The sequence below is a fragment of the Pleomorphochaeta caudata genome (assembly GCF_055395745.1).
The window spans coordinates 1,418,548-1,441,098 of the sequence record NZ_AP042458.1 but is presented as its reverse complement, the minus strand read 5'-3'; the positions used below and the strand labels follow the sequence as shown (position 1 = coordinate 1,441,098).

17 protein-coding genes, 1 pseudogene and 1 riboswitch are annotated in these 22,551 nt (G+C 27.7%); of the genes and pseudogenes, 10 read left to right on the top strand and 8 right to left on the bottom strand.

All coding sequences use genetic code 11. The annotated features are described in order from the left end of the window. Nucleotides 1-428 precede the first annotated feature (428 nt). Both ACZ5RS_RS06600 and ACZ5RS_RS06595 read left to right on the top strand, forming a co-directional pair. Nucleotides 429-2,099, top strand: coding sequence for a carbon starvation CstA family protein (locus ACZ5RS_RS06600; RefSeq protein WP_464638590.1), 1,671 nt, complete (start codon nucleotides 429-431; stop codon nucleotides 2,097-2,099). Between the two features lie 152 nt (nucleotides 2,100-2,251). Further along, entirely contained in the window at nucleotides 2,252-2,941 is a 690-nt protein-coding gene (locus ACZ5RS_RS06595; protein WP_464638588.1) for a pentapeptide repeat-containing protein, read from the top strand. 8 nt (nucleotides 2,942-2,949) lie between these two features. Here ACZ5RS_RS06595 and ACZ5RS_RS06590 read toward each other — a convergent pair whose 3' ends face one another. Further along, entirely contained in the window at nucleotides 2,950-4,065 is a 1,116-nt protein-coding gene (locus ACZ5RS_RS06590; RefSeq protein WP_464638586.1) for a cation diffusion facilitator family transporter, read from the bottom strand. Nucleotides 4,066-4,402: 337 nt separating this feature from the next. Here ACZ5RS_RS06590 and ACZ5RS_RS06585 point away from each other — a divergent pair, with 337 nt between their 5' ends. The 4 genes and pseudogenes from ACZ5RS_RS06585 to ACZ5RS_RS06570 form a co-directional block, all read left to right on the top strand. After that, on the top strand, nucleotides 4,403-4,843 hold the full coding sequence (locus tag ACZ5RS_RS06585; protein ID WP_464638584.1) for an OsmC family protein: 441 nt from the start codon (nucleotides 4,403-4,405) through the stop codon (nucleotides 4,841-4,843). Between the two features lie 62 nt (nucleotides 4,844-4,905). Next, nucleotides 4,906-6,588 (top strand): dihydrolipoyl dehydrogenase, encoded by a 1,683-nt coding sequence (lpdA, locus tag ACZ5RS_RS06580; RefSeq protein ID WP_464638582.1) that lies wholly within the window; start codon nucleotides 4,906-4,908, stop codon nucleotides 6,586-6,588. Next, nucleotides 6,588-7,520: a lipoate--protein ligase gene (locus ACZ5RS_RS06575; RefSeq protein WP_464638580.1), complete on the top strand. Its 933-nt coding sequence runs from the start codon at nucleotides 6,588-6,590 to the stop codon at nucleotides 7,518-7,520. Before lpdA ends, ACZ5RS_RS06575 begins: the two co-directional genes overlap by 1 nt. A gap of 64 nt (nucleotides 7,521-7,584) precedes the next feature. Further along, nucleotides 7,585-7,791, top strand: a pseudogene (locus ACZ5RS_RS06570) (hypothetical protein); the annotation flags it as partial. On the opposite strand, the gene ACZ5RS_RS06565 reads toward ACZ5RS_RS06570, so the two are convergent. From ACZ5RS_RS06565 to ACZ5RS_RS06535, 7 genes are read right to left on the bottom strand one after another with little or no spacing between them, the layout of a single operon-like run. After that, nucleotides 7,734-8,501: a class II aldolase/adducin family protein gene (locus ACZ5RS_RS06565; protein WP_464638578.1), complete on the bottom strand. Its 768-nt coding sequence runs from the start codon at nucleotides 8,499-8,501 to the stop codon at nucleotides 7,734-7,736. The pseudogene ACZ5RS_RS06570 and the gene ACZ5RS_RS06565 overlap by 58 nt on opposite strands. A 16-nt stretch (nucleotides 8,502-8,517) precedes the next feature. Beyond that, a complete protein-coding gene (locus ACZ5RS_RS06560) occupies nucleotides 8,518-9,486 on the bottom strand; it encodes a sugar ABC transporter substrate-binding protein (protein WP_464638576.1) in 969 nt (322 codons plus the stop codon). 27 nt (nucleotides 9,487-9,513) lie between these two features. After that, the gene (locus ACZ5RS_RS06555) at nucleotides 9,514-10,476 is read right to left on the bottom strand and encodes an ABC transporter permease (RefSeq protein WP_464638574.1); all 963 of its coding nucleotides are present in this window, start codon (nucleotides 10,474-10,476) and stop codon (nucleotides 9,514-9,516) included. A gap of 12 nt (nucleotides 10,477-10,488) precedes the next feature. Beyond that, complete coding sequence (locus ACZ5RS_RS06550; RefSeq protein WP_464638572.1) at nucleotides 10,489-11,967, bottom strand: sugar ABC transporter ATP-binding protein; 1,479 nt, start codon at nucleotides 11,965-11,967, stop codon at nucleotides 10,489-10,491. Further along, the gene (locus ACZ5RS_RS06545) at nucleotides 11,960-13,459 is read right to left on the bottom strand and encodes a rhamnulokinase (RefSeq protein WP_464638570.1); all 1,500 of its coding nucleotides are present in this window, start codon (nucleotides 13,457-13,459) and stop codon (nucleotides 11,960-11,962) included. The genes ACZ5RS_RS06550 and ACZ5RS_RS06545 overlap by 8 nt, the downstream gene beginning before the upstream one ends. 11 nt (nucleotides 13,460-13,470) lie before the next feature. Continuing rightward, entirely contained in the window at nucleotides 13,471-14,382 is a 912-nt protein-coding gene (locus ACZ5RS_RS06540) for a glycyl-radical enzyme activating protein (RefSeq protein ID WP_464638568.1), read from the bottom strand. A gap of 6 nt (nucleotides 14,383-14,388) precedes the next feature. Further along, entirely contained in the window at nucleotides 14,389-16,806 is a 2,418-nt protein-coding gene (locus tag ACZ5RS_RS06535) for a glycyl radical protein (protein WP_464638566.1), read from the bottom strand. A gap of 400 nt (nucleotides 16,807-17,206) precedes the next feature. Between ACZ5RS_RS06535 and ACZ5RS_RS06530 the strand changes: the two genes are divergently transcribed. From ACZ5RS_RS06530 to mreB (ACZ5RS_RS06515), 4 genes are all read left to right on the top strand, one after another. Beyond that, nucleotides 17,207-18,217, top strand: coding sequence for a LacI family DNA-binding transcriptional regulator (locus ACZ5RS_RS06530; protein WP_464638564.1), 1,011 nt, complete (start codon nucleotides 17,207-17,209; stop codon nucleotides 18,215-18,217). Nucleotides 18,218-18,314: 97 nt separating this feature from the next. Then, nucleotides 18,315-18,665 (top strand): hypothetical protein, encoded by a 351-nt coding sequence (locus ACZ5RS_RS06525; RefSeq protein WP_464638562.1) that lies wholly within the window; start codon nucleotides 18,315-18,317, stop codon nucleotides 18,663-18,665. 1,434 nt (nucleotides 18,666-20,099) lie between these two features. After that, nucleotides 20,100-20,188: riboswitch (cyclic di-GMP riboswitch) on the top strand. Nucleotides 20,189-20,471: 283 nt separating this feature from the next. Next, complete coding sequence (gene mreB / locus ACZ5RS_RS06520) at nucleotides 20,472-21,497, top strand: rod shape-determining protein MreB (protein WP_464638560.1); 1,026 nt, start codon at nucleotides 20,472-20,474, stop codon at nucleotides 21,495-21,497. Between the two features lie 16 nt (nucleotides 21,498-21,513). Beyond that, on the top strand, nucleotides 21,514-22,542 hold the full coding sequence (gene mreB, locus ACZ5RS_RS06515; protein WP_464638558.1) for a rod shape-determining protein MreB: 1,029 nt from the start codon (nucleotides 21,514-21,516) through the stop codon (nucleotides 22,540-22,542). The last annotated feature ends 9 nt before the right edge of the window (nucleotides 22,543-22,551 follow it).

Sequence of the window (22,551 nt, the reverse complement as noted above, 5' to 3'; positions counted from 1 at the left end):
AAAATCTAATTAACCAAGTTTTAATAAAACATAAAAACAAATAATTTAAATCAAAATTTTTAAAAAATCAAAACTTAATTTTTGCTATTGAACTTATTATTAATAAGTCCTATATTAAGTCATCTTTAATTATGTAAGAATATACAATTAAAAATAAAAGCTATTACTTAATTTATTAAAAATCTTTAATTTATCAAGGTTTTAATACCAAGTTTATTATATTATCCAATCTTTTTTAATAAAGTAAAAAAAAATTAAATTATTTTAAAAATTTTTTTTATTTTTTTTATATCATTATTTCTCTATACAATAATAAATTATCTATATAATATGAATATTTTTTGCATAAAATTTGTATATATATACTAGTAATGCATATTAAATTACACTATTATATTGTTCGATTATCATATCAAGGAGATAATAAAATGAATGGTGTAATAATTTTATTAATAGGCATAGTTGCTTTGATTGCCGGTTATGTTTTTTACGGTAAGCGACTAGCTAAAAAATGGGGTGTTGACGAATCAAAAAAAACACCCGCATATGAATATGAAGACGGAGTTGACTATGTTCCAACTGATTCAAACGTATTATTTGGACATCAATTTGCCTCTATTGCAGGTGCTGCTCCAATCATCGGACCAATTGTAGCTTCTAGTTACGGCTGGGTTCCTGTACTTTTATGGTGCCTTATGGGTGGTATTTTCTTCGGTGGTGTTCAAGACTTTGGTTCTATGGTTGCCTCTGTAAAAAATGAAGGTCACTCTTTAGGTTATATTATTAAAAAGTATCTTGGTTCTACAGGTAAAGCTTTATTCTTACTTTTCTGTTGGTTATTCTGTATTGTTGTAATTGCTGCATTTGCAAACATTGTAGCTGTTTCATTTGGTGCAGTTGCTGATAATCCAGCTCTTACATTAAGTAATGGTAGCACAGCTACAACATCAAGTTTATTTATATTCTTTGCTGTTGGTTTTGGTTTCTTCTGCCGTAAAGTACGTCCTAACAAAGTATTACAAACTGTAATTGCAATTGCATTATTAGTTATTGCTATGTTTATTGGTTTAAAAGCTCCTATCACATCTTTAGATGTTCATGGTTGGTCATACATAGTATTTATCTATATATTTGTCGCTTCAGTTGTTCCTGTTTGGTCTTTATTACAACCTCGTGACTATTTAAATAGTTTCTTACTTATCTTCATGATTGCTGCTGCTGTTTTTGGTATCATAATCGCTAGACCTACAATCTCATTACCAGCAGTTACTTCTTTCTCAATTAATGGACAAACAATGTTCCCTTATTTATTTGTTACAATTGCTTGTGGGGCTGTTTCTGGTTTCCATGCTTTAGTAAGTTCTAATACTTCAAGTAAACAAATCAAAAATGAAAAAGATATGCTTAAAGTTAGTTATGGTGCAATGTTAGTTGAATCTTTATTAGCTGTTATTGCGTTAGTATGTGTAGGATCTTTAGGTGGAATGCCAAAAGGTGCTTCAGCACAACAAACTTTTGCTATGGCTATTGCAAACTTCTTAGACATAATTCATATGGATCACAATTTAAGTTTAACATTAATCAACTTAGCAATTAGTGCTTTCGCTCTAACTTCTCTTGACTCTGTTGCTCGTATTGCAAGACTTTCTTTCCAAGAATTATTTACAAATGAAGATCAAGATCCTGCAACTATTAGCCCAGTTCAAAAATTATTCCAAAACTCAATTTTTGCAACTCTAATAACATTAGTTCTAGGTTATGCATTATCTAAGGGTGGATACTTAAATATTTGGGCATTATTCGGTAGCTCTAACCAAATGTTATCAGCATTAGCTTTAAGTGCAGTAGCTGTTTACTTAAAGAAATCTGGTAAAACAAGTAAAAATGTTTGGATTCCAATGTTAATCATGATGGCTGTAACATTTACTGCATTAACAATGCTTAATATCAGCAATATTAGAGCAATTGGTACAGATAGTTTTGTATTTGCAAAACAAGGTTTACAATTAATCTTCGGTATCTTTATCTTTATTACTGGTTTATTGATTTCATATAACTCAATTAAAACTTTATTCTTTGCAAAAAAAGAAACAGCTTAATCCTGTTTTAAGAAATTAAATATAATAAAAATATTAAATGTCGTACAAAAATAGTACGGCATTTTTTTATTAAAAAAATTTATCCTTAATTTTTATCTCTTTATATTCAAAATTTAAACAATTATGTAAAATGAATATAAGGATTAATTAATATGCAAAATAAAAGAAAGAAACAAAAAACTATTAAAGATATAACAGGTTCAATTGATATTGATACAAATTCATTAACAAAAACAGATGATTTAAAACTCTATATAGAAGAAAACGACGAAAACTATCTTGAATTATTAAACATAATTGAATGCAAAAATTTTAATGATTTTTTTTCATATAAGAACTTTGAATTATGTATATTTGAAAATTGTATTTTTAATTCTTGTGACTTTGAAAATTCTACATTCATAAATTGTAAATTTATTGGTTGTGATTTTTCAGGCAGCACCTTTAATAAAGCTTATTTTGATAAAATAGATATAAACATGTGTAAATTTAGTGGCTGTGCATTTACATCTGCTAAATTATCTAATATGAAAATAAATGAATCAAACTTTAATTTAGCCTCTCATTTTGAATGTAATATAAATGATTTAAAGATAGAAAATACAACATATCTTGAATCCTTTTTTGATGCATGCAAATTAAAAAACTTTAATATAAAAGAAGTTAATTTTTCTAAAACAGAATTCTTTAATACATTACTTAAAGATATAGATTTTACTACATCTACAATTGATAATATTAAATTCTCGAAAAACATGATTGAATTAAAAGGTATAATTGTTGATACCTATCAAGCAGCAGCTTTAGCTACTGCTATAGGAATAGTTATTAAAGACTATTAATTATTATTTTAATCAGTTATAAAGGTATCAATAGCAATAAAAATTGAATAATCTGGATATTTTTCTTTTAAATGTTTTGCTATTGAATCTCTAAGAGCAAATTTATCATCTACATTAAAATCTACTACAATATCAAATGAAAGCTGTTTTTCTTCAAAATTAATATAGAAAGCATGCATTTGAATTATCCCATTAATATTTAAAATATATTTATTAATTGATTCCATAATTTCAATAACTCTAGGATCATTTTTATTAGTAGCATAAACTCCAAATGTTAAAAGAATCCCATATTCTTCATACATTTTCATTCTAAGCTTTCTAGTAAGTTCATATATTTGTTTAGTAGTAACATTTTCTTCTAATTCAATATGAACAGAACCAATCATCGTCTCAGGTCCATAATTATGAAGAATTAAATCATATACTCCTATAATTATATCTTCTTCTTTGATTTTTGCTTTAATTTCTTTGGAAAGTTTGCTATCAATTCTAGAACCTAAAATTCTATCTAAGGTTTCACTTAGCATATCCCAACCAGCTTTAATAATAACTAATGAGATTGCAGCTCCTATATATCCATCAATATTAATGTGCCAGATAATAGTAATTAATGCAGAAATTATAGTTGATGCTGAGACTATTGCATCAAAAGAAGCATCGGAGCCAGAAGCTACAAGCGCTGTTGAATTAACTTTTTTACCAACATTTTTTGTATATCTACCTAAAATCAATTTAGTAATTATAGCAACAAAAATAAAAATCAACATTATTGTTGTATATTTTGTTGTTACAGGATTAATAATTTTCTTAATAGATTCTACTAGTGATGTAGCACCTGCAAAAAATACTATGGAAGAGACAATTAAAGCACTTAGATATTCAATCCTACCATGGCCTAAAGGATGTTTATTATCTGCAGGTTTCAAAGCCAACTTCATTCCAATTATGGTAATAACTGATGATAAAGCATCACTTAAATTGTTTATTGCATCCATCATTATTGCAATTGAAGAGGATAATAATCCTATTACCAATTTAAATGCTGAAAGAAATATATTTGTAATAATACCAACTAAACTTGTTTTTATTATTTGCTGATCTCTCGAAAGTGATTTTTTCATATTAGCCCTTTTATTATTAAATCTAATTTATAAAATAATAGGATAAATTATCAAAAATTTAAACCACAAACATTATCATCTTTTTATTAAAAACATACTAAATTTCTTACTGTAGAAATTACTCATTATTTAAATAACAATTTATATAAAAATTATCATTTTTTTATTTTTTATAACTTTATATTACCTCTTCTCTATAATTAATACTAATAATATTCAAAAAAGCATATAATAAATAATTTCTATAACATTAACCATATACTTACTTAGCTAAGTATTGACTTGTTCTATAGTGTATGCTAATTTAGAAAAAAATCAAAATAGGAGTATATATTTTATGTTAACTACTTTTAAAACTACAGCAAAAAAATTAGCAGATGGATTACAGGTTGAAACAAGCACAAGAGGTTTCAAAATTTTACTAGATGAACCAGAAGAACTAGGTGGAACAAATGCTGGAATGAATCCAGTAGAAGCTTTACTTTGTGCTTTAGGCGCATGTCAAACAATTGTTGCTGCAGCATTTGCAGAATCTCAAGATTTTACTTTTGAAGATTTCCATGTTGAGCTTGAAGGTGATTTAGATCCAGATGGTTTTATGGGCCTTTCAGATGCAAGAAATGGGTTCCAAGAAATTCGTTACCAAATGCATTTTAAAACTAGTGAAAGCCAAGAAAAATCAGAAGCTTTTGCAAAATTCATTGAATCTAGATGTCCAGTAGGAGATTGTTTAATGAACGGAGTTAAACTCGTTTCATCAGGTGTTATAAAAGACTAATCAATACTTAAGATAATGGGATTGCTTTAATTGCAATCCCATTACATATTTGGAGAAAAGATATGACTATAAATATGACAATAATCCCTGGTGGCAAACCTGGAAAAGTTGGTAAAATCAGCATAAAACTTAACGATCAAGTTAAAGTGGGAGATATACTCGCACAAGTAGAAACAGGAAAAGGAAACAAACCTGTTAAAGCTTTAGAATGCGGAATCATTACTAAAATTTTATGTGAAGAAGGTCAAGAAGTAAAATCAAAACAACCAATGTTTGAATTTACTCCTATTGAAAATCAATCTGATTTAGAAGTTAAAACTAATGAAGAAGAATTTGATAATGAGGTTAAACTTTTAGAAACTGAATTACTTATAATTGGAGCAGGTCCTGGTGGATACGTAGCCGCAATTTATGCTGCAAAAAAAGGCTTAAAAGTAACAATAGTTGAAAAAGAATATATGGGAGGGACCTGTTTAAATGTTGGTTGCATACCAACAAAAGCTCTCGTAAAATCTTCTGAAGTTTGCCATTGTGTTAAAAATTCTGCTATTTTCGGAATCAATACAAACAATCAAATAAATATTGATATGCCAAAAGTTATTGAGCAAAAGAAACAAGTTGTTGATAAGCTTGTTTCAGGAATTGATTTCTTAATGCAAAAAAATCAAATCTCAGTAATTAAAGGTTCAGCTAGTTTTATTTCAGCAAACAAAGTATCCCTCAAAGGTGCAACAAATTATGAAATAACAGCTAAAGATATTATAATTGCAACTGGATCAAAAATATCTAAAATTAATATCCCTGGGATGGATCTTCCTTTCTGTATGAACAGCACCTCTGCCCTATCCTCTACTAAATTACCTAAATCAATAACTATTATTGGTGGTGGTGTTATTGGAATGGAATTTGCATTTATTTATCGAAATTTAGGCGTTGAAGTTAATGTTGTAGAATTTATGGATAGACTGCTTACCATGATTGATAAAGAAATCTCTCAAGAAATAAAAGCTATTGCAAAAGATAGAGGAATAAATATTTTCACAAGTTCTAAAGTTAAAAAAATACAAAGTTCAACAGATAAACAAGCTATTATAACTTTTGATGGAGAAAATGGAGAGCAACTAGTTATTAGTGAAAAAGTTCTATGTGCTATTGGTAGAGAACCAAATTTAGATGGATTACAAATAGAAAATGCTGGAATTAAACTAAATGAAAAAAAGAAAGGTATAGCTGTTGATAGTTACATGAAAACAAACATTGATCATATTTATGCAATCGGAGATGTAACCAATATTATACAACTAGCTCATGTAGCATCTCATCAAGGTATAACAGCCGTTTCTTCAATAATTAAGGAACCTAAAGAAATGGATTATTCAGCTGTTCCAAATGTAATTTTTACAAATCCTGAAATCGCAAGTGTTGGATTAAGTGAAGATGATTGCAAAGCTAAAAATATTGATTATAAAGTTGGAAAGTTCAACTTTATGAGCAATGGTAAAGCAATTACCATGAACGAAACCAAAGGCTTTATTAAACTAATTAAAGATAATAAAACAAATAAGATTTTAGGTGGCTCTATTATCGGAGTTGAAGCTTCATCGCTTATTAGTACTATTACACTAGCTATTAATAATGGACTAACTGATGAAGAAATTAGAGAAACAATATTTGCCCATCCAACTACTTCAGAAGTAATTCATGAAGCAGCATTTGGATTAGGAATAGGAACCTTACACGAATAATGAATAGAATTTATTTATCAAAAGAAAATGATCCATATTATAATGTTGCAGCTGAACATCAACTATTACTAGAAGCAGATGAAAATACTAGTCTGTTCTTATGGCAAAATAAAGCAGCTGTAATTTTTGGGAGAAATCAAAACATTTTTGCTGAAACTGATACTGAATATTTAAAAGAAAATAAAATCTCCCCAGTTAGAAGATTTTCCGGTGGCGGAGCTGTTTTTCAAGATTTAGGAAATGTAAATTTCACTTTTATAACAAAAGAAAAAAATGCAGACACTCAAAAATATTTATCAGTAATAAAAAATGCTGTAGCCTCTTTTGATATAAATTGCGAATTTAGTGGAAGAAATGATTTACTTATTGAGGGGAAAAAATTCTCTGGACATGCCTATTATACAAATGATGATAATTATCTCTACCATGGAACTATCATGGTAAATGTAAATTTAGATATGTTATCAAAAGTATTAAAACCTTCTTTTCTAAAACTAAATTCTAAAGGAATTGATTCTGTAAGAAGTAGAGTTATTAACTTATCACAAGTTAATAGCTCTATAAATACAAATAATATTATTGAAGCAACAATAAAGTCTTTCCAAGCTGAATTTGGGGATTTTGAACCTATAATTAATATAGATAGATATAATTTTACTGCTCCACTTTTTGATAAAATAAATAAAAATAATTGGATATATGGTGAAGCCCCAGAATTTAGTATAACAGTGGAGAAAAAGCTATCCTTTGGCAACGTTTCAGTCTCAGCAAATGTTATTGATGGAAAAATCAAAAAAATAAAAATTCAAACAGATAGCCTTACCCTATTTGATTTCTCTCAGTGTGAAAAACAGTTAATTGATTCAGTATTTGAAGAGAATAAAGTATTTAATTATATTGATAATTTTTCAAAAAATAGCTATATAAAATAAAGCATAGAAAAAAAGATATAAATATTATATAATTTGTTTAATATTAAAATAGGTTGGTAAAATTATGTTTAATCTTGATGATTGTTTTGCTTTAATTACAAGTCGAAGTGGAAAAGTTTTTGCAAAAACATTAGATGAACAACTCTCTTCTCATGGTATCCCAAGAACACAATGGATTGCTATGTACTATATACACATCAGTGACGACATTACTCAAAAAGGACTTGCTGATAAAATGGCTATTAGAGAACCAACTGTAGCTAGAATGCTCCAAAAAATGGAATTTGATGGATTTCTATATAGAAGTGGTAATGATAATGATAAACGTATCAAATGCCTTAAATTAACTGATAAAGGAACCAAAGAATTTTTCATGGCTTCAATATTTTCATTCGAAATATATATAGGGCTTCCATTAGAAGCTTCAATCATATAATTTATTTCAGCTGTAACTTCAAGAACTTTACAAACTCTAAATGCAGCTTCTAAATCACAACCGACACCAACTGCTCCATGAGACTGAAGCAAACAAGAGTTAGCGGTTTTACCTAAAGCTTTCGAACAATTATCTGAAAGTTCTTTAGTACCAGGAAGTGCATAATCAGCACATCTACAAACATCACCTAATGCTTGAGCAGCTTCATCTGTAATTAATCGAATATCTTTTCCTTGACATGCATAAATCATTGAATACATTGGATGAGTATGAATTACAGCATTAACTTCTGGTCTATTATTAAAAATAGCCAAATGTAAATCTTTTTCTATTGTAGGTTTTCTTTTTCCTTCTACAATTTCACCATCTAATTTACAAACTATAATATCATCTTCATTAATTGAATCATATGACATTGCACTTGGAGTCATATATACATAATTTGTTTTTGGGTCTCTTAAGCTAATATTTCCCCAAGTTTCAATTGTTAACCCTGAATTATACATTTTTAATCCAGCTGCGATTAATTCTTTCTTAAAGTTCATAATTTTTCCTTACTTATTAATTAAATTCTGCTAAATAATCTTTAAAACTACTAACATCATTTTTTAAAATTACTTTTACACCTGTATCAATACTTTTTTCAGCTTCTCCACCTTCAAAAATCTTGACCATATTATCTACACCCAATCTACCCATTTCTGCTGGGAATTGAGCTACAGTTGCTAAAAATTCTCCGCTTTCAACTAAATTCAAAGCTTCACTAACTGCGTCAAATCCAATTATTTGTATTTGATCTTTCAAACCTGCTTCATTAATAGCTCTTAATGCACCAATACCCATGTTATCGTTAGAACAGAAGAATAATTCTACATCAGGATTTGAACTAATAATATTTTGAGTTACTGTATACCCTTGGTCTACTTCCCAGTTTGCTGTTTGTTCTGCTACAATTTTAATTGTATCTTTTGCGCCATCAACAAAACCATTGTATCTATCAGCAGCATTTGTTTGACCTTCAATTCCTTTTAAAATTGCAGTTTTTGTTCCTTTAGGGAAATGTGCAGCAACATATTCACCAGCCATTTTTGCACCTTCATAGTTGTTAGTACCATAAAATGGAACATCAATTCCAACATCATCAATTACTTTTTGTGTTAATTTTGTATCTAAGTTAATAATTGGAATATTAGCTTCTTTACATTGCATTAAAGCAGATTCTAATCCATCTGAAGAACTTGGAACTAATAAAATACCATCAACACCATTTGCAATCATATTTTCTATAATTGTCAATTGTTGAGCAGCACTTGAATGTTGATCTCCTGCTTGAGCTTCAACTTTAACACCAAGTTTTTTACCTTCAACAATAGCTCCATTTGCTAATGTAATGTGATATTCATTATTCATTGTCATTCCAACAAAACCTATTGTCTTTTCATCATTGCCAGTTTCCTGGGTACCAGATGCAAAAACAGAACCTAATGATATTGATAATATCAACATAACCAATATAAAAACTTTCTTCATAATAATCCTCCTTTGAAGAAATTAATTTTATTCACTTTTTCTTTCCTTTTGTTTATCTGCGAAAACAGCACCAACAATTACCATTCCAATAACTATTGATTGATAATAAGTTGCTACATTTAATATTTGTAAACCACATGTTAAAGTGCTTAATAAAATAGCTCCAATTAATGTATTTCCAATCTTTCCTTTACCACCTGATAGAGAAATCCCTCCAATAACTGTGGCAGCAATTGCATTCATTTCATAACCAGCACCAGCATTTGGATCTGCATATGTTAGTCTAGCTAAAAGCATAACTCCGCCAATTGCAGCAAAAATTCCAGATAATACATATACCAACATTTCTGTTCGATATACTCTAACTCCTGATAATCTAGCAGCTTGAATATTTCCACCTATCGAATAAATATGACGACCAAAAATTGTTTTTTGCATAACAAAAATCATTACTATATAAAAGAATATGACGTAAAAAACGGAAATTGGAATTGTTCCTAAAACTTTAGTACTCATCAAAGAACCAAGCCCTTTTGGGAAACTTGAAATTGGCTGCCCACCATTTATCAGTAAAGCAAGACCTCTAGCAATTTGCATTGAACCTAAAGTAACTATGAAAGAAGGAACTTTACCATAGCTTACAAAAGCTCCATTTACTAAACCAAATATGCCACCAACTACAATACATAATAGACAAGCGAAAAATAATGGAGTACCAGCTTTTATCAATAAACCACCAAAAATTCCAACAAATCCGACTATAGAGCCAACACTTAAATCAATACCCCCAGTTAGTATTACTAGTGATGCACCAATAGCAATAATTGAAATAATGCTAGACTGGGTAATAATATTAAAAATATTGACTAAAGTAATAAAGTTCTTACCACAGAATTGACATACTATTTGAAAAACAACAAAGACTACTAATATACCTAAATATAGCGTAATAGATGAAATGTTTATATTTTTATTTGAATTAAGTTTCATTGATTTCTCCTTTTATAATGCTGATTCCATGATTTGTTCTTGAGTTAAGGAATCTGAATTTTTTATAATTGTACTAATTTGACCTTCTTTCATTACCAAAATACGGTCACTCATTTTTTGAATTTCAACTAAGTCAGATGAAATTAATATTATTGATGCACCTTTTTTTATTAAGTCGTACATAATATTGTAAATTTCTTCTCGAGCACCAACATCAATACCTCTTGTTGGTTCATCAAAAATATAAATTGATGCATTAGAATATAACCATTTTGCAATTACAACTTTTTGTTGATTACCACCAGAAAGATTAACAACATTTTGGTTTATTGAGCCGCCTTTGATATTTAGATCTTTAACATATTGTTTTGATTTTTTAGACATCATAGATGTGTTAATAAATGGATTTGCAACTTGCTTAAGATTTGGTAAATTAATATTCTCTACAACATTATGCATTAATATCAAACCTTCATCTTTTCTATCTTCACTTAGATATACAATTCCGTTGGCTATATTTTTATCTAATCGAGGAGACATTTCTTCCCCATTAAAAAATACTTCACCACTAGTTCTTTTATAATCACTAATAATACATTTAGCAATTTCAGTTCTTCCTGAACCAACTAAACCAGCAAAACCTAATATTTCACCTTTATATAAATCAAAATTAATATCTTTTAATAATTTCTTATAAAACAAATTTCTAACTGATAGCACTGTTTTCGAATAATCTACTACTTCATTATGAAGTCTTTGAAATTCCACATCACGACCAACTAACATTTTTGTTATTTCTGCTTCATTTGTATCACAAATATTTACTGTTCCTATATAGGAACCATCTCTCATTACAGTACATCTATCACCAATTTCAAAGAATTCATCCATTCTATGAGAAATATAAATAATACCAATATTCTCTTTTTTCAAATCCTTGATAATTGAAAATAACATTTTTGTTTCTTTGTCTGTAATTGATGCAGTCGGCTCATCTAATACAAGAATTTTTACTTCATTTGAAATAGCCTTAACAATTTCGACTAACTGCTTCTGAGCAACACTCAATTCATGGACAAGAGTTGTAGCTTTAACTTCTAATCCAACTTTTTTCATTAAAATTTGTGCTTCTTGAATTTCTCTTTTTGTATCAATTTTTAAGCCTTTTTTATATTCTTTTCCTAAAAAAATATTCTCAAAAATTGATAAATAAGGTATTAAATTAAATTCTTGATAAATAACACTAATTCCCTTTTTTAAAGCAGAAATAGGAGTAAGATGCTCCAATTTTTCATTGTTTAAAATTATTTCACCACTATCTAATTTGTAAGCACCAGAAAGAATTTTCATTAATGTACTTTTCCCTGCCCCATTTTCTCCTGCTAAAATATGAACTTCACCTTTTTGGATTTCTAAATTTATACCCTTCAAAACTACATTACCAAAAAACTCTTTAGTTATATTTCTCATTTCTAAAATATTATTAGCCATTTGAAAATTCCTTTTTATTTAACAAATCACAATAAGAATTCAAAATTGAATTATTATTTGAATCTATATAATAAGAAGTAGTATCAATACTTCTAGATATAATATTCCTTAGATCTTCAATTGTTTTTTCTTTTTCAAAATATTTTATTTGAGACAAAATATTCCCTAATGAAGTACTCTCTTTTCCACAAGTAATCACTGTTTTCTTAGATATATTAGCTGTTAACTGGCATAAAATTTTGTTTTGAGTTCCCCCACCAACCATAAAAACAGATTCAAATTTTTTATTATTTATTTTATCGATTTTTTCTAAATTGATAGCAAAATTACAAGCCATTGAATAATTAAAGCTAGAAAAAATTAATTCCCAATTCTTTTCTGTTTTTACTTGATTTGTTTTAATAAAATAGTTCCAAATTTCATTAGACATATTAATAGGATTAAAATATCTTGAGTCAGTTACAATAAACAATGGAATTGCTTTTCCTTCTGAGTCCATAATCATTTTGTCTATGTCTTTCCAACCAATTTTTTTATTAGTTTCTGCTTCATATTCAGTTTTAAGTTTTTGAACAATAAACATTCCTGGACTATTTTTTAACAAGGTAATCTTTCCAAATGCACCAAGTTCATTAGTAAAACCATTGGATATTACATCCTCATTTATTATTGGATTTTCTATTTCAGATCCAATCAATGCCCATGTTCCAGCACTAATAAATGAAAAACTAGTTGTTTTAGAAGGAATTGCTAATATTGCTGCTGCGGTATCATGAGAGGGAACACAAATCACTGGAATATCATAATCAATCTCTAATTGTTCTTTAACAATATCTTTTAAGTTAGATATTTTTTCACCATGTTTTGGTATGTTACAAAAAAGAGATGGATTAATTCCTAAAACCTCACAAGCCTCTTTACTTATAGCTTTACTACTTACATCAAATAACTGTGTTGTAGAAAGTTCACTTGGTTCATTTAATTGAACTCCAGTAAAAAAGAAATTCAATATATCTGGTACCATTAAAACTTTTTTAGAATTATTTTTAATCAACGATGAATTATTTAATAAAGATTTCATTAAATAAGCCGAATTAATTCTATCTGACAAAATACCAGTTAAGTAAAAAAGATTTTCTCTTGTTTCATCAGATAATGCATTCAAAATCTCATTTCCATGCTCATTTCTATATGAACAAGGATTACTTATCATAGATGCTTCTTCATTAAAAAAAGCAAAATCTACACCCCAAGTACAAATTCCTATAGAATCAATTTTTATATCTTCTTTTACGATAGTTTTCAAACCATCCAAAAGCTCATTATAAAGATATAAAATATCCCAATGATAATATTCATTAAATTTTACCATTCTGTTTTCGATTTGCTTTATAATTCTAGTAGTTATTTTCCCATTTTCATAATTACCAAGAATTACTCTGCATGAAGAATTTCCACAATCGAAAGCTACAATACTCCTTTTGTCACTCATTATTTTTCCTTTTATTGTATCTTTATTTTTAGATCAAAGTTTTTAGCTACATCTTTTAAATATGAAAGTTGTGTAACTTTTAAAGATTCTAAATCTCCCATTTCATACACCCTACCTAAGCCCAAATATTTTGGTAATCCTAATCGGTGGTAAGGTAAAAAAACTATTTCTTTAATATTTTTTTTAGCTTTTATATATTCAAAAAATTTATTTATATCTTCTATTGAATCGTTGCAGCCAGGAATATATGGATATCTAACAGAAAGGTCTCCTTTGAAATTTTCTGATAACCAATCAAGATTTTTTAAAATCAAATCATTTGAATGACCAGTTAATGCTTTATGTTTTTCTCTATCCATTTGCTTGATATCAAAAAATATATAGTCAATTACACTACTTACTTCAATAATATTTTTTGTAGATACATATCCACAGGTTTCAACTAAAGTATTTATATTTTCCTTTTTTAGAATTTGAGCTATATTTTTTATTGCTTTTGAATTTACTAGAGGTTCTCCTCCAGTAAAAGTAACACCACCTTTTGAATTTAAATAATATTGCTTATCTTTTAATATTTGCTCAATTAATTCCCTTTCAGAATAATATTTACCAACTAATTCTCTTGCGCCAACTGGACAAATTTCTATACATTTATCACATTGAGTACATTTATCATTATCAGTTATATATCCAAAACCAGATTTAAATTCTATTGCTGAAACAGGACAAGAATTAAGACATTTCTCACAAGAAATACAAATATTATTTTTAACTAAAACCTCTGATTTAAAGCTTTGAGATTCTGGGTTTGCACACCATTTACAGTTTAAATAACAGCCTTTTAAGAAAATAACAGTTCTAATTCCTGGCCCATCAGCAATACCAAATCTTTCAATATTAAAGACTTTTAATTGGTTTTCCATAATATCTTAATTATTCCAATTCAATTCTGTTCTGTTAATGATATCTAACTGACAATCTTTTGATAAAGAAGTAAATAATGCACTATATCCAGAAACTCTAACCATCAAATCTCTATAATCATTTGGATTTTTCATTGCTTTTTTGAAAACTTCATTATCTACAATATTAAATTGAATTTGTTGTCCATAATTTTTAAATAATACTTTTATAACAGCAATTAGTTTTTCTTTATTCTCTGGGGAACTAACTATTGATTGTGCTAGTCTCATATTAAATATTGCACCTTTTTGAAACCAAACACTAGGTAATTTTATAATTGAATTACAAGCAGCAGTAATACCTTCTTTTTCAGAACCATTTGCAGGAGAAATACCATTATTAACTGGATCTCCAGCCTTTCTACCATCTGGTGTTGCTCCAATACTTTTCCCAAAAGCTATATTTCCAGAAACTGGACTTTGGCTATAAGAAAAACAACAAGGTATAGGACCTTTCCCATATTTATAACCTTTACAATCATATCTATAAGTTTTTCCTATAAAGTCTTCAATTGCTACAACCCATTTATCTGCTTGATCATCATCATTACCAAATTTAGGAACTTTATTTTTTAAAATTAATTGTATTTCTGAACCACTAGGGGAAGTTGAATTATCTTCAAAATTTGTTTTTAATGCATATAATAATTGATCCATATTAAATAATTTCTTATTAAATACTGCATAATCAATTGCAGCCAAAGAATCTCCAGAACTAATAGTTCCTGCAGTAGGTCCACCATCAGCAGAATATATTGCACCACCTTCTACTAAATCTTTAGCTCTAGCAATACAATCTTCCATCAATGAGGATCTAAAAGCATTTATATCCATATCTACGTGTAATTCATCATTGATATATTCAGTTTCAACTTGTAAATCTATAAAATATTTAATCAATTTTTTATATTCTTCTAAGATTTCTTCAGAACTTTCAAAATCTTTAATATCTTTTTTCATATCATAAAAATGAAATCCTGTTTTTGGATCTGTACCATTATTCAATAAAATATCTAGTATTTTTTCTACATTTAACCATGGACCTTTTGCAGCGAAATCCCATTTACCAGGAATAGAAGCTTCTATACAACCTGTTGGAACCCAGTTGTGTTGGTCTTCTTTTTTTATTCCCATATTATCTAAAGTTCTCATGAAAGCTAAATCATTATAGAATGCTGGTTGGCCCCCTTGATGAGCAACCATAGCATCTAAAGCTTTCAACATAAATTTATCACTTGTTTTATCAAACCATTTTACTGAAACAGAAGGAGTAAACAATTTTAAATTTTCACATGCTTCAACACATAATTCAGAAATAGTATTTGTAGCATCATTACCATAATCATCTTGACCAGCAACAGCAATATTGATGAACATTTGATAACCTAAAAAGAATTCAGTATCAGGCCAACTTCTTAATTTATTCAATTCATTACATTTAATATAAAAACATTCAATTAATTCTAAAGCTTTCTCTCTAGAAATTATTCCTTTTTCTAAATCCGCTTTATATAAAGGATATACATATTGATCAAAACGACCTAAAGAATATGCATGTCCATTAGATTCTAAGTGAATTGAAAGTAAAATGATAAAAATAGCTTGTACTGCTTCATGAAATGATTTTGCAGGATTAAGAGGTACATTTTTACAAATATCCGATAATTCAAACAATTCTTGTTTTCTTTGAGTGTCTGAACATTTCTCTGCCATTAATAAACATTCTTTTGATAATCTATTAGAAAAGTTTATAACAGCATTATTGCTTATTAATATAGAATTTAAAAATGCTAATTTTCTCTCATAATCTGTTTCATTTTTATCTAAATTATCAATAGCATTTTTTGTCCTTTCTATAACATCTCTTAGCCCTTTTGTTACAACTAATTCATAATCTACAACAACATTACCAAGACCAGCAGCAGAAACCCAAGTATCATCTATAACATTTGCATCCCAAGCTTCATTTATTTTTTTAGGAAGAGTCTTTCTAAATGTCTCATAAAAAGATTTACCTTCCCAGTATTTAATGCATTCCAATATTTCTGTTTTTTCTTTTTCTTCACAAATAAACTTATCACCAGGTCTTTTATCCAAAAAATAAGGAGTCCCAGATAATTCATTTTTTAACCAATCAATAGAGTATTCAGGAAAAATGGGAGAAGCCTTTGGCCATTTTGCCATATTTCCAATTATCAGTTCACCATCATTAATATATAAACTCATTTTATCTAAAACTTCATAAAAAGCTTTTGCTCTTCTTTCTGAATTAAATAAACCTTCAGTTTTTTTCATAGATTCTGTAAAAATTACACATCTCTGAGAACAAACTCTTGGCTCTACATCAAATAGGTTTTGTCTCAATTTACTAGTTCTATTATTCATTTGCTTCTCCCAAACTATGTTAAAATGTATCTTGTTACATTTATAGTAAGTTATAAAAATTCATCTGTCAATAAAAAAATAATATAATTATTTTTATTAGATTTTTTTATATTTTACATAATTTATTAATAATTATTTTAGTTTTTAACTATTTTTTTAATAAAAAATTTATTTATTACTAATATTATATTTTGTATTATTAAATATAAAAAAGAACAAATTGATTATCTTTTTTAGAAGCAAATTATTAAACTAATTAATTAAATATGTATCATGTTACATATTTTTGAAGTAATTTATATTTTTTTGTTGTATTTTTCTTTCATCTATATTACTATACAAATTGAATATGAAATATACACATTTATACAAATGTAACATGTAACATACTAGAGGCTTTATGGAAGAAAACAAAAATAATAAATCTATAGGAATTAGAGAAATTGCAAAATTAGCAGGAGTTTCCACTGCAACAGTATCTAGAGTTATCAACAAATCTCCTTCCACTTCGCAAAAAGTAAGAGAAAAAGTTGAAAAAATTATAGAAGAATATAATTATATTCCAAATCAAAATATTAGAAATATTTTTTCAAAAAGTTACAATTCTATAGCAATATTTATTTATGATATTGACAATCCTTTTTTTACTAGATTAATAAAAGAATTAAATAAAATTTGTTTAACTAATAAATATACCCTATTAATTTGTGATACAGAAAATGAAAAAAATCGTGAAAATGAGTATTTGGAATATTGTTTAGCAAATAGATTCTCTGGGATTATAGTAACAGAAGGTATAGATTATTCAATTTTTGAAACACATGAACTTAATTTACCTATTGTAACATTAGATAGAAAAATAAATAAACATTTTTCTGTTGTTTCCTCAGAAAATGTTGAAGCAGCTAAGAATGTTGTTGAATATCTATATAATTTAAATCATCGAAAAATTGCTTTTGTTGGTTGTGCAAATGATTATATGAGTGTTATTAGCAGAAAAGAAGGTTATTTAAAAGGATTAAATGATAAAAATATTCTTTTTCGAGCAGAATACATTTATGAAAAAGGTGAAAAATTGGATTTAGAAAATGGAACAAATGCACTTAAATATTTTCTAACACTAAGCGATCCTCCAACTGCAATAATCTGTGCTAATGACATTATTGCTTTAGGAATTATTAATGAAGCAAGAGTACAAAATTTATTAATTCCTGATGATATTTCTATTGTAGGCTTTGATAATGTAATTGATTTAATTCATTACCCTACAATCACAACTGTAAAACAAGATCTAAAAAAGATGGCAAACCTTTTATTTGATTTAATTACAAATCCACCAGAATCCCCAAAATCGATAAAAATCGATACTAAATTGATCCAAGGATATACAACTAAACGCTGTCTTAAATGATACAACAGTTTTGACTATACTAATTATTTAGCAAGAAAGCATTTTCCTTGCTTTTTTATATCCTCTTAAGTATCCTTAACTTAGGAGGATTTATAATATGAATGATTTAAAAGAAAAATATGATAATTTAGCATCAGATTCAAGTAAAGCTAAAATAGAAAAAACTGCTCAAGATTTAGAGAGACGCCAATATATGCCACCCTTTCTTCTTGAGGTAAAAGATTTCTTTCACATGACGAAAGAAAAGATGTTAAATGAATATAATAGAGTCATTAACCTACCAGAAGAAAGTGAAGAATTAAAAGCTGTAATTGGCATTGATGATTCAATTCAAATCAAAGATAAACATTTAAGAACCCTTCTAAATCAATATAATTTACTTTGTGAACTTCGGGAAGGAAAGGCTGAAGCTTGGGATACAGTTAATGAATTATATGAAGATGATTAATTTCTATTATTTTAATTAAAAATACTTATAACAATTTTCTATTTTTTAATAATACTACTTATTATTTATTAATGAGTAGTTTTACTCTAAATTCCCCTTTTTACATTTTTTTAGACAATTTTTACAAAATTTGTCCTAAAACTTGAAAAAATTAAATTATGGTAATTTAAATTTTTTTATTAAAATTATATATAAAATTAATAAAAATAATTAAATTTTAAATTTTTTTTTGCTTAAAAACATCTTTTTTTCGATAAAATAATCAGAAAAAAAATATGATTTTCTGTTAAAAATCTATTTTTTTAATATATTTTATAAGTAAAATAATATAATAAAACAAATAGCAAAAATTAGATAAGTTTTAATTTAATTAGTTGTCTTAATAAAAATTCTTTATCAGCTTTAATATGATAATAATTTCATATGAAATAATGTTCATTTTAAGCAATTTATTATAAGAGAATTTGGCAAAAGTTTATTGCTTATTCTTATTTTATAACTTAAGTTTCTGATCAGATTATTAAATTTTTTAATAATAAGTTATAACATTTATACATATGACATAGTAAATGTCAAAAAAAAATATCATTACCCTTTTTAATTATTTTATTTAAGAAATATTTCTTAATTTTTACCAAACTTATGATAATCTATTCATATATTTATATTTAAGAAAAGCTCCCAATTTTTTTCATCTACAAAGAATCTAAATATGAATAGTAATTCATTTTAAACATAATTTTTCTAATGACAATTAATACACAATCATTCTTAATTTCTAATTAGATTTTAACTAACTTTTTAAACTCTTATTTCTTTCTCTATTATAAATTTCTAGTAAAATATTAAACTTTTTTCGATATAAAAAAGAATCAATAATCTCAGCAAATTTTAAATTAATTAGTATTATAACTAAAATATAAAAAAATTAACAAAATATCAGCTTTATTGTATAAATATTTTTGCATCTATTTTGGTTCTACTTATTACACTACTTTCTCTTGCATATTCCATAGGTCAAAGCAGCAAATTAATTATGATAAAAGTTATTACGTATATTAATGTAAAACATTTTTAACTTATTTAAAGGTATTTTTTTAGAATATATCTGACACCAATTAAGTAAATTAAATTTTTAACAAAAAATTACTTTAAATCATAAATATTTTATCTTCATTAATTATTTTTTTAATAAATGATTTATTCAAGACAAAATTAAACAAAACATAACAAAATTTAAAGCCAAAAAAAAGCAATTTAACACCAAGACTTTTTACAAAAAATATTAATAAAACATACTTTTTTGCTAGTAGAATAATATTTTAAAATAATTTTTTTTAGAAACATTTTTAATCATTTTTGGGTTAATTTCTAGATAAAAAAATATCTTGACAGCTAAAAAACATTATGCTAAAAAGGATTTTGATAATTGTATTATTCAAAGGGCAAGTACAGGGAAATCTGTATACGCAAAGTCACAGAGCTAAAAAAGAGAGATCTTTCATGCTGGCTGGTCCGCAATAGTACCATTGAGATTATTACATGTATATTTTAAAACTTGTTAGAAATAATTGTCTAACAGCAAACCCGTGAAGTTATCTTTTGTATTAACACATGGGTAGGATTTGTATAAGCAAATTCAGATGGCTAAAGTTATACTTTTGCCTGTTGTTTAGCAATTGTTTTAACGGGATTATTATACCCATGTGCATAAACTCTTTAGATAATTTTATCTAACGGCATTACTGTGCGTTGTCCCTTTTGATAAATTCCAAAGTGATCTTCCGTATCAAAAAGGAGCTACGTATGAATCAAGAAAAAAACTTGTCTGTGGGTGTCGATCTCGGAACATCCAACCTACTTATCTATGTTGAAGGCCAGGGAACTCTTTTTAATGAACCCTCAATCATCGCCATAGACAAAGCATCACAAAAAGTCGTTTCTGTAGGATTTGAAGCTGCAAAACTTGTGGGTAAAACTCATGATAAAGTTGAGGTCGTTCGGCCACTTCAAGGTGGAGTTATCTCAGATATTGAGATGGTGAAACAAATTTTGCTCTTTACTCTAGATAAGATATTCCTTTCAAATGTTGGAGCTATCAACAAAATGATTATCTGTATCCCTTCAGAAATCACAGAAACAGAGAAAAGTGCAATCCTTGAACTAGGATATAGTTTAGGCATTAAAAACACTCTTATTGATGAAGAGATTAAAGCTGCTACTATTGGTTCTGGAATTGATATTTTTGCTCCATTAGGTCACATGGTAATCGATATTGGAGGCGGAACTACTGATTTTGGTATTCTCTCCCTTGGTGATGTCGTACTATCAAAATCAATTAAAGTTGCTGGAGATTATATTGATCGTCAAATTATAGATCATGTAAAAGCTGTTCATAAATTGGAAATTGGAAGTCAAACAGCAGAAAGCATAAAAATAAAACTTGCTTCATTAACAGGTCCTCTCCCAACAGATGAAGATAATAATCCTTTAACCTATGAAGCTATGGGTAGAGATTTCGTATCTGGACTTCCTCGTCACACCGTAATTGAAGCAGCAGAAATACGTAATGTTTTACTATCTTGCTTTGAAGCAATAAAATCAGTACTTCTTTCTACTTTAGAAGAAACTCCTCCTGAATTAGCAGGAGACTTAGTTGATAGTGGAATTCTTATTACTGGTGGTGGTTCTCAAATCAGTGGAATTTGTGAATACATCCATGAAATTTCTCAAGTACCAGTAACTCTATCTGAGGTTCCAATGACTGCAGTAGTAGACGGATGTAAGAAATTACTAAAAAAGAATTCAACACTTAGCTTTGGCGAGATGTAGAAAAGGAGTGTCAAATATGGCTACAGAAAAAGAAAATGAAAAATTGGGTCTAGGAATTGATCTTGGGACAGCTAATTTATTGGTTTTTTTAGAAAAAAAAGGAATCATTTTTAATGAACCTTCTGTTATAGCGTTTGATAAGGAATCTGGCAAAATTGTTGCAGCTGGTCAAGATGCACATAAAATGCTCGGAAAAGTACACAACAAAATTTCTGTGGTAAAACCACTTAAAAATGGTGTAATTTCTGATATGAGAGCAGCTAAAGAACTCCTTTCCTACGTTCTAAAAAAAGTTGAAAATCTAACCGAAAAAGACTTAAGTCAATCAACAAGTGTTATTTGCTGTCCTTCAGAAGTAACAAAAATCGAAAGAGATGTAATGATTGATTTAGCTAAAAAGTTAAATATTCCTGATGTATTTATTGAAGAAGAAATCAAATCAGGAGCACTTGGTGCTGGAGTAGATATTTTCAAATCTAAAGGTGTTTTAGTAGTAGATATTGGTGGTGGAACAACTGATGTTGGAGTAATATCCTTTGGTGATATTGTTCTATCAAGATCTATTCGTATGGCAGGAAACCATATGGATGAAGAAATAACTAAATACATCAAAAAAACTAGAAGTGTAGAAATTGGTGAGTTAACAGCTGAAAGATGTAAAATGGAATTAGCTGATTTAAATCCAAAAGCCAAGAAAACAGTAGCAAAATATGCTGGTCGTGATATGGTTAGAGGTGTTCCTAAATGGGTAGAATTAAATAATGAAGAAATCCGTTTAGTTCTTGAACCAATTTTTAACGAAATAGTAAAACTAATCACAGCTATTCTTAAAGATACATCTCCTGAACTTTCAGCTGATATTTACCAAAATGGAATTCTAATCACTGGTGGTGGAGCTCTTGTTTATGGTGTTGAAGATTTCATAAAAGAAAGAATTAAAGTCCCAGTTAGAGTAGTATCCAATCCTCTAACCTGCGTTGCAGAAGGCTCAAAGTACCTCTTAAAAAATAGAGGAGACTATCTTATCAATCCACTTCAGTTGTAGGAGGTTTAC

Excerpts from the sequence above, each read along its gene's own strand:
- ACZ5RS_RS06575 (WP_464638580.1), top strand. The coding sequence starts at position 6,588 with ATGAATAGAATTTATTTATCAAAAGAAAATGATCCATATTATAATGTT.
- ACZ5RS_RS06530 (WP_464638564.1), top strand. The coding sequence starts at position 17,207 with ATGGAAGAAAACAAAAATAATAAATCTATAGGAATTAGAGAAATTGCA.
- lpdA (WP_464638582.1), top strand. The coding sequence starts at position 4,906 with ATGACTATAAATATGACAATAATCCCTGGTGGCAAACCTGGAAAAGTT.
- ACZ5RS_RS06535 (WP_464638566.1), bottom strand. The coding sequence starts at position 16,806 with ATGAATAATAGAACTAGTAAATTGAGACAAAACCTATTTGATGTAGAG.
- ACZ5RS_RS06565 (WP_464638578.1), bottom strand. The coding sequence starts at position 8,501 with ATGAACTTTAAGAAAGAATTAATCGCAGCTGGATTAAAAATGTATAAT.
- ACZ5RS_RS06540 (WP_464638568.1), bottom strand. The coding sequence starts at position 14,382 with ATGGAAAACCAATTAAAAGTCTTTAATATTGAAAGATTTGGTATTGCT.
- ACZ5RS_RS06560 (WP_464638576.1), bottom strand. The coding sequence starts at position 9,486 with ATGAAGAAAGTTTTTATATTGGTTATGTTGATATTATCAATATCATTA.
- ACZ5RS_RS06595 (WP_464638588.1), top strand. The coding sequence starts at position 2,252 with ATGCAAAATAAAAGAAAGAAACAAAAAACTATTAAAGATATAACAGGT.
- ACZ5RS_RS06555 (WP_464638574.1), bottom strand. The coding sequence starts at position 10,476 with ATGAAACTTAATTCAAATAAAAATATAAACATTTCATCTATTACGCTA.
- ACZ5RS_RS06600 (WP_464638590.1), top strand. The coding sequence starts at position 429 with ATGAATGGTGTAATAATTTTATTAATAGGCATAGTTGCTTTGATTGCC.
- ACZ5RS_RS06590 (WP_464638586.1), bottom strand. The coding sequence starts at position 4,065 with ATGAAAAAATCACTTTCGAGAGATCAGCAAATAATAAAAACAAGTTTA.
- ACZ5RS_RS06545 (WP_464638570.1), bottom strand. The coding sequence starts at position 13,459 with ATGAGTGACAAAAGGAGTATTGTAGCTTTCGATTGTGGAAATTCTTCA.
- ACZ5RS_RS06550 (WP_464638572.1), bottom strand. The coding sequence starts at position 11,967 with ATGGCTAATAATATTTTAGAAATGAGAAATATAACTAAAGAGTTTTTT.
- mreB (WP_464638560.1), top strand. The coding sequence starts at position 20,472 with ATGAATCAAGAAAAAAACTTGTCTGTGGGTGTCGATCTCGGAACATCC.
- ACZ5RS_RS06525 (WP_464638562.1), top strand. The coding sequence starts at position 18,315 with ATGAATGATTTAAAAGAAAAATATGATAATTTAGCATCAGATTCAAGT.
- mreB (WP_464638558.1), top strand. The coding sequence starts at position 21,514 with ATGGCTACAGAAAAAGAAAATGAAAAATTGGGTCTAGGAATTGATCTT.
- ACZ5RS_RS06585 (WP_464638584.1), top strand. The coding sequence starts at position 4,403 with ATGTTAACTACTTTTAAAACTACAGCAAAAAAATTAGCAGATGGATTA.